Annotated in this window: 12 protein-coding genes; all 12 read right to left on the bottom strand. The window is 66.4% G+C overall.

The features are described 5' to 3' along the window. Positions 1-115: 115 nt before the first annotated feature. Positions 116-1,681 (bottom strand): glutamine-hydrolyzing GMP synthase, encoded by a 1,566-nt coding sequence (guaA, locus tag ACGFZ3_RS04405; RefSeq protein ID WP_392916888.1) that lies wholly within the window; start codon positions 1,679-1,681, stop codon positions 116-118. Between the two features lie 106 nt (positions 1,682-1,787). Continuing rightward, positions 1,788-3,242 carry an IMP dehydrogenase gene (gene guaB, locus ACGFZ3_RS04400; protein WP_282245539.1) on the bottom strand — a complete coding sequence of 485 codons (1,455 nt, stop codon included), beginning with the start codon at positions 3,240-3,242 and terminating at the stop codon, positions 1,788-1,790. A 209-nt stretch (positions 3,243-3,451) separates the two neighbouring features. Continuing rightward, the gene (gene folD, locus ACGFZ3_RS04395) at positions 3,452-4,345 is read right to left on the bottom strand and encodes a bifunctional methylenetetrahydrofolate dehydrogenase/methenyltetrahydrofolate cyclohydrolase FolD (protein ID WP_392916885.1); all 894 of its coding nucleotides are present in this window, start codon (positions 4,343-4,345) and stop codon (positions 3,452-3,454) included. A gap of 111 nt (positions 4,346-4,456) precedes the next feature. Then, positions 4,457-6,283, bottom strand: a complete 1,827-nt coding sequence (locus ACGFZ3_RS04390) for a monovalent cation:proton antiporter-2 (CPA2) family protein (RefSeq protein ID WP_392916882.1) — start codon at positions 6,281-6,283, stop codon at positions 4,457-4,459. A 125-nt stretch (positions 6,284-6,408) separates the two neighbouring features. Beyond that, positions 6,409-7,548: a molybdopterin-synthase adenylyltransferase MoeB gene (moeB, locus tag ACGFZ3_RS04385; RefSeq protein WP_392916879.1), complete on the bottom strand. Its 1,140-nt coding sequence runs from the start codon at positions 7,546-7,548 to the stop codon at positions 6,409-6,411. Positions 7,549-7,575: 27 nt separating this feature from the next. After that, positions 7,576-8,973, bottom strand: coding sequence for a ribosome biogenesis GTPase Der (gene der, locus ACGFZ3_RS04380; RefSeq protein ID WP_392916876.1), 1,398 nt, complete (start codon positions 8,971-8,973; stop codon positions 7,576-7,578). A 12-nt stretch (positions 8,974-8,985) separates the two neighbouring features. Next, positions 8,986-10,194 (bottom strand): outer membrane protein assembly factor BamB, encoded by a 1,209-nt coding sequence (gene bamB / locus ACGFZ3_RS04375; protein ID WP_392916872.1) that lies wholly within the window; start codon positions 10,192-10,194, stop codon positions 8,986-8,988. After that, the gene (locus ACGFZ3_RS04370; RefSeq protein ID WP_392916870.1) at positions 10,194-10,832 is read right to left on the bottom strand and encodes a YfgM family protein; all 639 of its coding nucleotides are present in this window, start codon (positions 10,830-10,832) and stop codon (positions 10,194-10,196) included. Before ACGFZ3_RS04370 ends, bamB begins: the two co-directional genes overlap by 1 nt. Positions 10,833-10,904: 72 nt before the next feature. Continuing rightward, the gene (locus ACGFZ3_RS04365) at positions 10,905-11,765 is read right to left on the bottom strand and encodes a helix-turn-helix domain-containing protein (protein ID WP_392916867.1); all 861 of its coding nucleotides are present in this window, start codon (positions 11,763-11,765) and stop codon (positions 10,905-10,907) included. A gap of 6 nt (positions 11,766-11,771) precedes the next feature. Further along, positions 11,772-12,569: a type IV pilus biogenesis/stability protein PilW gene (gene pilW / locus ACGFZ3_RS04360; protein WP_392916864.1), complete on the bottom strand. Its 798-nt coding sequence runs from the start codon at positions 12,567-12,569 to the stop codon at positions 11,772-11,774. Further along, complete coding sequence (gene rlmN / locus ACGFZ3_RS04355; RefSeq protein ID WP_392916861.1) at positions 12,556-13,761, bottom strand: 23S rRNA (adenine(2503)-C(2))-methyltransferase RlmN; 1,206 nt, start codon at positions 13,759-13,761, stop codon at positions 12,556-12,558. Before rlmN ends, pilW begins: the two co-directional genes overlap by 14 nt. 10 nt (positions 13,762-13,771) lie before the next feature. Next, positions 13,772-14,197, bottom strand: a complete 426-nt coding sequence (ndk, locus tag ACGFZ3_RS04350; RefSeq protein WP_392916858.1) for a nucleoside-diphosphate kinase — start codon at positions 14,195-14,197, stop codon at positions 13,772-13,774. Between the last annotated feature and the right edge of the window lie 71 nt (positions 14,198-14,268).

Here is a 14,268-nt window from a genome sequence, read left to right as displayed (position 1 = left end):
CCTACTAGTAGGTAGGCTGAGAGGTCAAGCGACCGGGCAGCGCGTATCGACCAACGGTCGATACCTACCCGGTTCACCAATAAAGAAGGGCGCCTTGCGGCGCCCATCTTTCAGCTCATTCCCACTCGATCGTCGCCGGCGGCTTGCCGGAGATGTCATACACCACCCGCGACACCCCCCTCAGCTCATTGATGATCCGGTTGCTCACCGTGCCCAGGAAGTCATACGGCAGGTGCGCCCAGTGCGCGGTCATGAAGTCGATGGTTTCCACCGCGCGCAGCGCGATCACCCACTCATAGGCGCGGGCGTCGCCGACCACGCCCACCGACTTGACCGGCAGGAACACCGCGAAGGCCTGGCTGGTCTTGTCGTACAGATCGGCCTTGCGCAGCTCATCGATGAAGATCGCATCGGCCTTGGCCAGCAGCTCGGCATACTCACGCTTCACTTCGCCCAGGATGCGCACACCCAGGCCCGGACCCGGGAACGGATGGCGGTAGACCATGCTGCGCGGCAGGCCGAGTTCGACGCCGAGGCGGCGCACTTCGTCCTTGAACAGTTCGCGCAGCGGTTCCACCAGGCCCAGCTTCATGTGCTCGGGCAGGCCGCCGACGTTGTGATGGCTCTTGATCACGTGGGCCTTGCCGGTCTTGCTGCCGGCCGACTCGATCACGTCAGGGTAGATGGTGCCCTGCGCCAGCCATTTCGCGTTGCTGAGCTTGCTGGACTCTTCGTCGAAGATGTCCACGAACAGGTTGCCGATGATCTTGCGCTTGGCTTCCGGGTCGCTCACGCCTTCCAGCTTGCTGAAGTAGCGGTCCGCCGCGTTCACGCGGACCACCTTGACGCCCATGTGCTCGGCGAACATCGCCATCACCTGGTCGCCTTCCTGCCAACGCAGCAGGCCGGTGTCGACGAACACGCAGGTCAGCTTGTCCCCGATCGCCTTGTGCAGCAACGCGGCCACCACCGATGAATCGACGCCGCCGGACAGGCCCAGGATCACTTCATCATCGCCCACCAGTTCGCGCACGCGGGCGATCTGGTCGTCGATGATGTTGGCCGCGGTCCACAGCGTCTGGCAGCCGCACACGTCCACCACGAAGCGGCGCAGCAGCGCCTGGCCCTGCAGGGTGTGGGTCACTTCCGGGTGGAACTGAACGCCGTACCAGCGCTTTTCCTCGTTGGCCATCGCGGCCACCGGGATGCGGTCGGTGGTGGCGGTGATGGTGAAGCCAGGCGGCGCCACCGACACGTGGTCGCCGTGGCTCATCCACACGTTCAAACGCGGCTCGCCGCCGTGGTCGCTCAGGCCCTTGAACAGCGCATCGGGGTGGACCACGTTGACTTCGGCATGGCCGAATTCGCGCTGGTCGGCCGCTTCGGTGGCGCCGCCCAGCTGCGCGGCCAGGGTCTGCATGCCGTAGCAGATGCCGAAGATCGGAAGACCGCTGTCGAACACTTCCTGCGGCGCGGCGGGCGCATCCGGCAGGGTGGTCGATTCCGGGCCACCGGACAGGATGATGCCCTTGGCGCCGAACGCGGCGATCTCGGCCGGGTTGTGGTCCCACGCCCAGATTTCGCAGTACACGCCGAGCTCTCGGATGCGGCGCGCGATCAGCTGGGTGTATTGCGCGCCGAAATCGAGGATGAGGATCTTGTCGTTATGGATGTTGGTCATGGCGCCCAGGCAAAGCAGGAAAGAAAACGGAATGACGAAAAGCGGTAGCAGATAGAGAAAGAGGAACGGGAATCAACTTCCTCGTTCCTCTTTGCTCACCGGCGCATCAGGCCCGGTAGTTCGGCGGCTCTTTCGTGATCTGCACGTCATGGACGTGGCTCTCACGTTGGCCGGCGCCGCTGATCTTGACGAACTTCGGCTTGCTGCGCATGTCTTCGATGGTGCCGCAGCCCACGTAGCCCATGGTGGCGCGCAGGCCGCCCATCAGCTGGTGGATGATGCCGCCCACCGGGCCGCGATACGGCACGCGGCCTTCGATGCCTTCGGGCACCAGCTTGTCGGCGCTCGATGCGTCCTGGAAGTAGCGGTCCTTGGACCCCTTCTCCATCGCCGCCAGCGAACCCATGCCGCGGTAGCTCTTGTACGAACGGCCTTGGAACAGCTCGGTTTCACCGGGCGATTCCTCGGTGCCGGCCAGCAGGCCGCCGATCATGATGGTCGATGCGCCGGCGGCCAGCGCCTTGCCGATGTCGCCGGAGTAGCGGATGCCACCGTCGGCGATCAGCGGGATGCGGTCCTGCAGCGCTTCGGCCACCAGGTCGATCGCGGTGATCTGCGGCACGCCGACACCGGCGACCACGCGGGTGGTGCAGATCGAGCCCGGGCCGATGCCCACCTTGACCGCGTCGGCACCGCTGTCCAGCAGCGCCAGTGCGGCTTCGCCGGTGCAGATGTTGCCACCCACGACCTGCACCTGCGGGAAGTGCTTCTTGACCCAGCTGACACGGTCCAGCACGCCCTGCGAATGGCCGTGCGCGGTGTCCACCACCAGCACGTCCACGCCGGCAGCGACCAGCGCTTCGACGCGGCGATCGGTATCGCCGCCCACGCCCACCGCGGCGCCCACCAGCAGACGCGTGGCGATGTCCTTGGCGGCGTTGGGGTAATCGGTGTTCTTCTGGATGTCCTTGACGGTGATCAGACCGCGCAGGGCGAAATCATCGTTGACCACCAGGATCTTTTCGATGCGGTTGCGATGCAGCAGCTGCAGCACTTCCTCGGACGCGGCGCCTTCCTTGACCGTGATCAGGCGATCCTTCTTGGTCATGATGTGGCGGACCGGATCGTCCAGCTCGGTTTCAAAGCGCATGTCGCGGTGGGTCACGATGCCCACCAGCTGGCCGCCATCGACCACCGGCACGCCGGAGATGTTGCGCGCCTGGGTCAGCGCCAGCACGTCGCGGATGGTGGTCTCCGGACCGACCGTGATCGGGTCGCGGATGACACCGGCCTCGAACTTCTTGACCTTGGCCACTTCGGCGGCCTGCTGGTCCACGCTCAGGTTCTTGTGGATGATCCCCATGCCGCCGAGCTGGGCCATGGCGATGGCCAGGCGTGCTTCAGTGACCGTATCCATGGCAGCCGACAGGATCGGAAGCTTCAGCCGCAGATCGCGCGTCAGGCGCGTTTCCAGGGTGACATCCTTGGGCAGGATGATGGAATGGGCGGGGACGAGCGAAACGTCGTCGTAAGTGAGTGCTTCAGCCTGGATGCGCAGCATCGGCATACCCGAGATGTGGGGAAGCGCGACATTTTACCCTGATTCCGCCGCGATGGGCAGGGGGCGGATGCGACGCTGTGTCACGCCACGACCGCCCGTTCACCTACCGGAGAGCACAGCCCCCGAAGTTCGGGGGCGGCCGCGAAGCGGCGGGGGCGTGGGTGCTGGTGAGTGGGGGCCCGCGGTTTGCGCAGCAAATCGTGGGAGCGTCAGCGCGATTGCGCGGACGCGTACCCTTCGGCGGCCTCAATGGTGTTCTGCATCAAGGTAGCCACGGTCATCGGCCCTACCCCGCCCGGCACCGGGGTGATCCAGCTGGCCCGTTCGGCCGCCGCCTCGAAGCCCACGTCGCCCACCAGGCGGCCGTCGTCCAGGCGGTTGATGCCCACGTCGATGACCACCGCACCCGGCTTGACCCACTCGCCCGGCACGATGCCCGGGCGGCCCACTGCCACCACCAGGATGTCGGCGTTGCGCACCGACTGCTCCAGCACGTCCTTGGGGGTGAACTTGTGGCAGCTGGTCACGGTGCAGCCGGCGATCAGCAGTTCCAGGCCCATCGGCCGGCCCACGTGGTTGCTCACCCCCACGATGGTGGCGTTGCGGCCGCGCACCGGCTGGTCGGTGTGGCCCAGCAGCGTGGTGATGCCACGCGGGGTGCACGGGCGCAGGCCGAATTCGCGCAGCGCCAGGTGGCCGACGTTCTCCGGGTGGAAGCCATCCACGTCCTTGCGCGGGTCGATCCGGTGGATCAGGCGGCTGGCGTCGGGGATCCCCGGCAGCGGCAGCTGGACCAGGATGCCGTGGATCTTCGGGTCGGCATTGAGCTGGTCGATCAGGGTCAGCAGCTCGGCTTCACCGGTGCCGGCTGGCAGGTCGTAATCGAATGCCTCGATCCCGACCTTCTCGGCGGCGCGGCGCTTGTTGCGCACATACACGGTCGAGGCCGGATCGCCGCCCACCAGCACCACCGCGAGCCCCGGCCGGGTGCCACCAGCAGCCAGGCGGGCATCCACGCGCACTTTCAGGCTGTCCAGCAGGTCTTCGGCGATGCGGCGTCCGTCCAGGATGCGGGCGGAATGGCGGGGAGTGGAATCGTTCATCGAATGCAGGGCGTGGGGCGGCGGAAGGGTATTGTCCCCGATTAACGTGCCGCCGAACACCGTCGCAGCCGGGCATGGCCCCGCCCTACGCTGCGGTCGCGCTCACGCGCGTCATTCTTCTTCCGGCACTTCATCGGCGTTGAGGGTGCGCGCTTTGCGCTTGGGTGCGGTGAACGGGGTCGGCGTTGGCACGCCGGGCAGCGCGGTACCAAACACCATGTGGGCCCCTGCACGCAGATCGCCGCCGGCCATCTCCAGCTCGAAACGCTCGGCATCGCGCTCGCGGATCTGCTCGGCGATGTCGCGTGCGTCGTCTTCCTCCGCCCCCAGTTCCACCAGCGCGGCCTGGCCGAACAGCAGCGCCGACTCGAAGGTTTCGCGGATCTGGAAGTCCACGCCCGCGTGGATCAGGCGCAGCGAATGCTCGCGGTCGAACGAACGCACGAGCAGCTTGGCCTGCGGGAACTCATGCGAGACCAGCTCGACGATGCGGTCGGCATCCTGTGCGTTGTTGACGCACACCGCGATCGCACGCGCGGTGGCCGCGCCCGACGCGTGCAGCACATCCAGCCGGGTGCCGTCGCCGTAGTAGATCTTGAACCCGAAGCGCTCGGCGTTGTGGATCATGTCCACGTCGTTGTCGATGATGGTCACGTCCACGTCGCGCGCCAGCAGTGACTGGCTGGCCACCTGGCCGAAGCGGCCGAAGCCGATCATCAGCACGCTGCCGGACATGCCCTCGGCGGTGTCCACGCCTTCCAGCGAAACCTCGCGCGCCGGCATCAACCTGTCGTGCAGCAGCACGAACAGCGGGGTGAGTGCCATCGACAGCACCACGATGGCAGTCAGGTTGGCGTTGACCTCGATGCCGATCACCCCGGCGGTGGCCGCGGCCGAGAACAGCACGAAGGCGAATTCGCCGCCCTGCGCCATTACCACGCCGCGATCCAGCGCCTGGCGGTGGTCGCTGCCCAGGATGCGCGCCACCGTGTAGATGCACACCGCCTTGGCCAGCATCAGCGCCAGCACGCCGGACACGATCAGCGGCCAGTTGTTGGCTACTACGGTGAGGTCCAGCGCCATGCCCACGCTGAGGAAGAACAGCCCGAGCAGGATGCCGCGGAACGGTTCGATGTCCGCTTCGATCTGGTGGCGGAAGGTGGATTCGCTGAGCAGCACGCCGGCCAGGAACGCGCCCATCGCCATCGACAGCCCGCCCAGCTGCATCAGCAGCGCCGCGCCGAGCACCACCAGCAGTGCGGCGGCGGTCATCACCTCGCGCGCCTTGGCGGCGGCCAGGATGCGGAACAGCGGATTGAGCAGGAAGCGGCCCACCAGCACCAACCCGATGATCGCGCCGGCGGCGATGGCCACGCTGATCCAGCGCGAACCGCTGCCAGCGTCTGCCTGCACGGGCGCCATGAAGGCGACGACCGCCAGCAGCGGCACGATCAACAGGTCTTCGAACAGCAGGATCGACACGATTTTCTGCCCGGAGGGCAACGCGATGTCGCCGCGCTCGGCCAGCAGCTGCATCACCACTGCAGTGGAAGTCAGCACGAAGCCGGCCGCACCGATGAAGGCCACCGGTAGTGGGAAGCCGAACAACATGCACACGCCGGTCAGCACCGCACCGCAGACCACGATCTGCAGCGTGCCGAGCCCGAAGATTTCCCTGCGCAGACTCCACAGGTGCGAGGGCCGCATTTCCAGTCCGATCACGAACAGGAACATCACCACGCCCAGTTCGGCGGTGTGCAGGATCGCCTGCGGGTCTGAGAACCAGCCGAAACCGAATGGACCGATCGCCAACCCGGCGGCGAAGTAGCCCAGCACCGAGCCCAGCCCCAGCCGGCGGAACAAGGGCACCATCACCACTGCCGCACCCAGCAGGGCGACTACTTTCACCAGTTCACTGGCACCTGCTTCCACCGCCATGCGGTTCGTTCCCTGCAACGCCGATCAGCCGTCACCATAGGACAAGTTGACGCAGGGTCATAGCACGCAGGTGCGCATGATCGTGCTGCGAATGGAACGATTGATCAGAAAATCACCAGGTCGTCCTACGAGCCTGCGCAGAACGCGGCGTAGTCGATGTAACCAGGGAACGCCCGGCCGGGCGCACACAGTGGGCACGCTGGGTCCGGACCCAGACGGATCTCGCGGAAACGCATGCCCAGCGCATCGAACGTGAGCAGCCGTCCTGCCAGCGGCTCTCCGATCCCGAGCAGCAGCTTGAGCACTTCGGTGGCCTGCAGCAGACCGACCATGCCCGGCAGCACGCCCAGCACCCCGGCCTCGGCGCAGTTGGGGGCGAACTCCGGCGGTGGTGGCTCAGGGAACAGGCAGCGGTAGCAGGGGGCCTGGCCGCGCTGGCGGCCGGCGTCGAATACCGACACCTGGCCGGTGAAGCGCTCCACGGCGCCATACACCAGCGGAATGGCGTGCAGGATGCAGGCATCGTTGAGCAGGTAACGCAGGGGGAAGTTGTCCGACCCGTCCAGCACCACGTCCACGCCGTCGAGCAGCGCGTCGATGTTCTCCGAGGTCACCCGGGCCTGCACCGCCTCCACGTCCAGCCGGGGGTTGAGCGCCAGCAGCCGTGCGCGGGCCGAATGCACCTTGGGTTCGCCGATGCTGGCGTCGGTATGCAGGATCTGCCGCTGCAGGTTGCTGCGCTCCACCACGTCGTCATCGGCGATGCGCAGGTGCCCTACCCCGGCGGCGGCCAGGTAGAAGGCGGCCGGCGAGCCAAGGCCGCCCGCGCCAAGCAGCAGTACCCGCGCACCGAGCAGCGCCTGCTGCCCAGCAACGCCGACCTGCGGCAGCAGCAGATGGCGTGAGTAGCGTTCGTTGAAATCGCGCTCGTGGTCGCTCTGCAGCGGCTGCACGAGCGGCAGCCCGGCAGCGCGCCAGGCAGTGGTGCCGCCGTGGACGGACGCGATGTGGGAGTAACCGAGATCGAGCAGCGCCCGCGCCGCTTCCAGGGAGCGCTTGCCGCTCTGGCAGATCAGGATCAGCTCGCGGTCGTGTGCCGGGAGGTACGCGGACGGATCTGCCTGGAGCTCCCCCTTTGCGATGCCCAGTGCGCCCTCGGCCATGCCGGTGGCGCGCTCGTGCGCTTCGCGCACGTCGATCAACAAGGCGCCTTCGGTGAGCCGCTTGCGGGCCTGATCTGGGGTGATGTCGGGGACGGCGGTCATAACGCATTATGCCGCCGTCGAGATCGCTTACCGACCCTTTACGTGCTTGATCAGGCGCTTCTTCTTGGCAATCTGCCGGTCGCTCAGCACGTTCTTCTTGCCCTCGTAGGGGTTGGCACCCTCTCGGAAGATGAACTGCACCGGCGTGCCGATCAGCTTGAAACGCTTGCGGAAGAAGTTTTCCAGGTAGCGCTTGTACGACTCCGGCAGTTCCTTCAGGCGCGTGCCGTGCACGATGAAGGTCGGCGGATTGGAGCCACCCGGGTGCACGTAACGCAGTTTGGACACGTGACCACGGATCGCCGGCGGCGGGTTGGTCTCGTAGGCGATTTCCAGCGCCTTGTTGACTTCGCTGGTGCTGAATTCGTGGGTCGCCGAGGCGTGGGCCTGGTGGATCGCACGGAACAGCTCGCGCAGGCCCGAGCCGTGCTTGGCCGAGATGCGCACCGTTTCGGCCCACGGCACGAAGCCGAGCTTGCGCGAGACCAGCGCTTCGGCCTGTTCGCGCTGGTAATCGGTCAGGCCATCCCACTTGTTGATCGCCACCACCAACGCGCGGCCGGCATCCAGCACCGCGCCCAGCACGGTAGCGTCCTGGTCGGTCACGCCTTCGCTGGCGTCCAGCATCAGCACCGCCACCTGGCACTGCTCGATGGCCTGCAGGGTCTTGATGACGCTGAACTTTTCCACCACCTCTTCGACCCGGCCGCGGCGACGCAGGCCGGCGGTGTCGATCAGGCGGTATTCGCGGCCGTCGCGCTCCAGGTCCACCGCGATCGAGTCGCGGGTGGTCCCGGGCACTTCGGAGGCGATCATCCGTTCCTCGCCGAGAATACGGTTGACCAGGGTCGACTTGCCCACGTTGGGGCGACCGACGAAGGCAATGCGCATCCGGTTCGGATCGTTGTCCATCTCCTCGCCACTGCCCTCTTCGGGCAGGCGCTGGACCACTTCTTCAAGCAGGTCGTCCAGGCCCTGGCGGTGCGCAGCGGACACGGTCAGCATTTCGCTGAACCCGTAGCGGGCGAATTCCGCGCGCACGGTGTCTTCGTTGGTGCCGTCGATCTTGTTGATCAACAGCAGGGTCGGCCGCGACAGCTTGCGCAGCCACGACAGGATCTCGTCATCCAGCGCGGAGGTGCCATCACGGGCATCGACCACGAACAGGATCAGATCGGCTTCGCCGGCGGCAGCACGCGCCTGGTCGGCGGTTGCGCCGGCCAGGCCTTCGTCATCCTCCGAGATACCGCCCGTGTCGACGACGAGGAAATGGTTGTCCTCGTCAAGACGGCAAACACCATAGTTGCGGTCCCGGGTGACGCCGGGCTGGTCATGGACCAGGGCGTCACGGGTACGGGTCAGCGCATTGAAAATGGTGGACTTGCCGACATTCGGCCGTCCAACCAGGGCGACCAAGGGCAGCATCGCGGTAACTCCTTATTGTGCCAACCGGAACGCGGTCAGCTTTCCATCAACGTTCTGCACCAGCAGAATCCCATCGGCGACCACCGGCTGCGCCAGCAGGGCATCGCCGCCGCTCTTGGCGCGCGCGGCCAGTTCACCATTGTCCGTCCGCAACCAGTGCAGATACCCCTTGTAGTCACCGACAACAACGTAATCGCCGTGGATCGCCGGCCCGGTCAACGAACGCCGGGCCAGGGCCGTCTGCGACCACATCGCGCTGCCACTGGCCTTGTCCAGGCCGAACACGCCGCCCTTGTTGTCGGTGACGATCACATTGCCCGAGGTCAGGGCCACGCCACCAGCGCCGCCGTGATCACGTGCCCACAGCGGGCGGCCGGTCGGGCCTTCGATCGCCATGGTCTGGTTCTTGAAGCTGCTCACGAACAGGGTGTTGCCTTCCAGGACCGGGGCACCATCCACGTCGGACATGCGGTCCAGCTCGGTGCGGCCTTCGCCGTTGGCCACCATCTGGTCCCACACGGTGCGGCCGTCCTGCATGCCCAGCGCCGAGACGCTGCCGTCGTCGTTGCCGATGAACAGCACGCCCGGGCCGGTCACCACCGGCGCGTTGCCGCGCACCGTCAGCATGGGCAGCTCACGCGGGTTGAACCACTTCTGGGTGCCGTTGCCGGCATCGAAGGCGGTCACCCGGCCATCGTTGCTGCGCACGAACACGATGCCCTGGGCGATCGCCGGCGTGGCGATCACTTCGCCCGGCACCTTGGCCCGCCACTTTTCGCTGCCGTCGTTGGCGTCCAGCGCAATCACCTGGCCATCCAGCGTTCCGATCACGACCAGGCCTTCGCCAACGCCCGGACCGCCCGACAGCCGCAGCTTGGGCTGCTTCTTGACCTTGGCCGGCTCGTAAGTCCAGACCGTCTTGCCGGTCTGCAGGTCCAGCGCATGCACCCCGCCGGTGATGGCAGCGGCGTATACGCGGCCATCGGCCACGACCGGACCCTGGCGTACACCGATGCGCTTCTCGCCCTTGCCCAGGTTGGTGCTCCAGATCCGGTCGACCTTCGCGGTCGGCTCGAACTTGACCAGTTCAGCCGGCTCCAGCGCCTTCTTGGCTTCCGCGTCCTTGCCGGCGAACCAGCCCTTGACGGTGGTGCAGCCGGACAACGCCACGCCCATCAATACCAGGGTGGCTACGCGCTTGATCATGACCATCTGCTTCATTACACCGACTCCGCAGGCTCGGTGACGGCGCCACCGGCATCCATCACTTTGGTTTCCAGCACGCGCCGCTGGGGCGCCGCCACATCCAGCGTCTTGAGCGCCTTCTCATACTGCCCGCGGGCTTCGTCACGCTTTCCCAGCGCCATCAAGGCGTCGCCGTGGATTTCCAGGCTCGCACTGTCAGTGGCGCCGCCCAGCAGCGCGATGGCCTCATCGTGCTTGCCGGTAGCGATCAGCAGGCGCGCAATGCGCTGGTCGATCGCCGTCTTGTATTCAGGGTCTGCCTTGATGGCACGAAGGGTGGCCAGGGCCTCCTCGTTCTTGCCTGCATCGACCTGCGCCTTGGCCAACTGGAGCGCTGCCAGGTCACCGTAGACCTGGACCTTGCCGGCTTCCAGGCCCTTCACGCCCTTGGCCGCTTCATCCAGCTTCTTGTCCTGCAACTGCTTCAGCACCGTCTGGTACTCGCCGTGCGCCCCCGCCAGGTGGCTGCCCTGCTCTTTCTGCCACCACTGCCAGCCGGCGATGCCGCCGATGGCAATCGCCACCCCGGCGATGATGCTGACACCGTTCTTCCGCAGCCAGCTGCGGACGCGTTCACTTTGTTCGTGCTCGTCGAGCAGGTCGTCGATCGCCATGCGTACTCTCGCCCCTGCCCGTCAGGAGGGACTGTTTGAATTGGATTGTCGAAATGAATCGGGAAACGCGACTCAGTGTGAAACCGGAGCCACGGAGCCGTCAGAGGATACCGTAAAGCGCGCCACGTTGGCTCGCTGGTACGGCGAAAGGTCGACGATAGTGCCGCCCTGCTGAACCTCCACCGCCGACGCATTGCCCAGCACCATGCGGGCCACCTGGCCCGGGCTGAAGGTGCGGGTTTCCCCCGACTTGATCAGCGCTTTCTCGACGGTGCTGCCGTCGGGCGCGGCGATGTCCACCCAGCTGTCGCCCTTGAACTGCAGGCTGAGCGCGCCCGACGGCGCAGGCGCGCTGGCGGTGGGACGGGGCACCGGGGTCAACGAGGCCAGGTAGGGTGCAGAGGGCGCCGTCGCCGGCGCAGGCGCCACTGCCGGCGCCGCCTGGGCCGCCGGCCCGGTGCCGGCGACGGGTACCGCAGCGGGAATCACATCAAGCGAGGCGGTACTGGGCGTGTTCGCGGCACCGTCGAAGTGGCCGCGGGTGGCGAACCACACCGGCACCGCCAGCACTGCGGTGATGCCGACATACAGGACGCGGCGGCCGACGCTCTCGGCGATCCGCCGGGCCCGCGGGGTGTGGGTGTGGCTGACCAGCTGCGGCGGCACCACCGGTCCGATGTGGGCCTGGTCCAGCAGATCCCCGAGATCGACCTTGAGCAGGCGCGCGTAGCTTTTGAGCTGGCCGCGGACGAACACCGGCGCACCGAGGCGATCCCACTGCTCGGCTTCCAGCGACTTCACCACCTGGACCGGCATGCGCAACTGCTGCCCCACCGCTTCGAGCGACAGTCCTGCCGCTTCCCGCGCCTGCCGCAGACGCGCTCCACAGCCAGCCGCAGCATCAAAAGCGTTCACAGTCTGGTCATCAATCACAATGCTTCAACCCCGGGAATTAGGAGCCGCATCCTGCGGAAATTCGTCGCGAATTCGCTGCAGATAACGACCGGATGCCACTGTGTCGCCAAGCTGCGCCTCGATTTGAGAGGCAAGTTGTAACACGGAACGTGTGGCCGGTGCAGCCGCAAGACGCCGTTGCACGAAGGCCCGGGCCTCGAAAAAGCGACCCTGGGCCGCCTCGTTGCGGGCCATCGCCTCCAGTGCATAGGCATTGGCCGGATCCAGGGCCAGGGCCCGGCGCAGGTCACGCACGGCCCGCTCGGGCTGGCCTGCGTCCAGCGCACACCCGCCCGCGTTGGCCAGGGCTGCCGCCGGCGTCCGGTAGCCCGGTGCGGCAATGGCCCGGTCGAACAGCGGCAACGCCTCGGTGGCGCGGCCATGGCCACACAACCACGCCCCATAATTGTTCAACACGTCGCCACTATCCGGCGCCAGCTCGGCCGCCTTCTGGAACAGCGGCCCGGCCGCGGCATCGTCGCCGCGCCGGTTGGCCAGCGCCGCGAGCATGATGTAGGCATCCGGGCGTCCCGCATCCAGCTTGAGCGCGCTCCTGGCACGTTTTTCAGACGCCTCCAGCGCCCCGGCGCGGAATGCCTCCGCCGACAACGTCATCTGGTCCTGGTAGCTGACCCGGCGACGGGTATCGGCGTTGTCGCGCGCCACGTATTCGGGCGCGACGCCCAGCGGTGCGGTCTGGGGTTTGACGCCTTTGCTGCCACACCCGGCGACTGCCAGCGCGACGAAAAGAACGGCTGGCAATCGGCGGTCAGGCAGCGGCATCCCGGCTTTTCCCGTCCTGGAGCGTTTTGTTGAACTCGGCCTGGCGCCGGGTGCGATCCATTACCTGGCCCTTGAGCTGGCCGCAGGCGGCATCGATGTCGTCACCACGGGTACGCCGTACCATTGTCAACACCTGCTGATCCAGCAGGATCTTCTGGAAGGCGCGGATCTCCGCATCACCGGAGCGCTCATAGCGGGTACCCGGGAACGGATTGAACGGAATCAGGTTGACCTTGCCCGAATGCGAGGCCTGTACGGCATTGTCGAACTGGCGCATCAGGCGCGCCAGCTGGCGGGCGTGCTCGGGCTGGTCGTTGATGCCCTTCATCAGGGTGTATTCGAAGGTGACCGATTCGCGGCGCTTGTTGGCACGCAGGTAACGCGCGCACGAGGCCATCAGTTCCACGATCGGGTACTTCTTGTTGAGCGGCACCAGGGTCTCGCGCAGCGCATCGTTCGGCGCATGCAGCGACACCGCCAGCGACACATCGCTTTCGGCGGACAGGCGGTCGATCTGCGGCACCAGGCCGGAAGTCGACAGGGTCACGCGCTTGTTGGCCAGGCCGTAGCCCAGATCGTCGCGCATCACGCTCATGGCGCGCACGACGTTGTCGAAATTCATCAACGGCTCGCCCATGCCCATCATCACCACGTTGGTGAGGCGACGCTGCTTGTGCGGGATGTTGCCCAGGTGGCGCGCCGCCACCCACACCTGTCCGATGATCTCGGCGGTGGAGAGGTTGCGGTTGAAGCCCTGGGTGGCGGTGGAGCAGAACGTGCAGTTGAGTGCACAGCCCACCTGCGACGACACACACAGCGTGCCGCGGTTCTTGTCCGGGATGTAGACCGCTTCGATCGCGTTCTTGCCATCGGTGCCCATGGCCAGCAGCCACTTGTGGGTACCGTCGGCCGACGGCTTGTCGAAGACGATGTTCGGCACGCGGACTTCGGCGTGCTGCTGCAGCTTGCTGCGCAGCGCCTTGCCCAGGTCGGTCATCTGGTCGAAATCGGTGACGTAGTGGTGGTGGATCCACTTCATGACCTGGTGGGCACGGTAGCGCGCTTCGCCGAGGGTCTCGGCGAAGAAGCGCTCCAATCCCTCGCGATCGAGGTCGAGCAGGTTCTGCTTGGCCACCGGCGCGCCCTGGGCGAGCACGATGGGGATGGCGTTGGGCTGTACGACCTCGTTCACGGCATTACTCTCAGCGCGAGACCACGTCGGTCGCGGCGAAGAAGTACGCGATTTCAATCGCGGCATTCTCAACCGAATCCGAGCCGTGGGCGGCATTGGCATCGATGGAATCGGCGAAGTCGGCGCGGATGGTGCCCGGCGCAGCGTCCTTCGGATTGGTGGCGCCCAGCAGGTCGCGGTGGGCCAGCACGGCGTTCTCGCCTTCCAGCGCCTGGATCATCACCGGGCCGGAGATCATGAACTCGACCAGCGCGTTGAAGAACGGACGCTCCTTGTGCACGGCGTAGAAGCCTTCGGCTTCACGGCGCGACAGCTGCTTGTACTTGGCAGCCACGACCTTCAGGCCCGCCTTTTCGAAGCGGGCGTAGATTTCACCGATGACGTTCTTGGCGACGGCGTCCGGCTTGATGATGGAAAGGGTGCGCTCCAGCGCCATGGGAATTCTCCGTTGGGCGGGCCACTGCTCGGCCCGAGAGTAACATGAAAAAAACCCGCGTCGAAACGCGG

Origin of the sequence: Stenotrophomonas sp. NPDC047960 (assembly GCF_043204395.1) — a bacterium.
GTDB lineage: Bacteria > Pseudomonadota > Gammaproteobacteria > Xanthomonadales > Xanthomonadaceae > Stenotrophomonas.
This window is presented reverse-complemented; position numbering and strand designations above follow the sequence as displayed.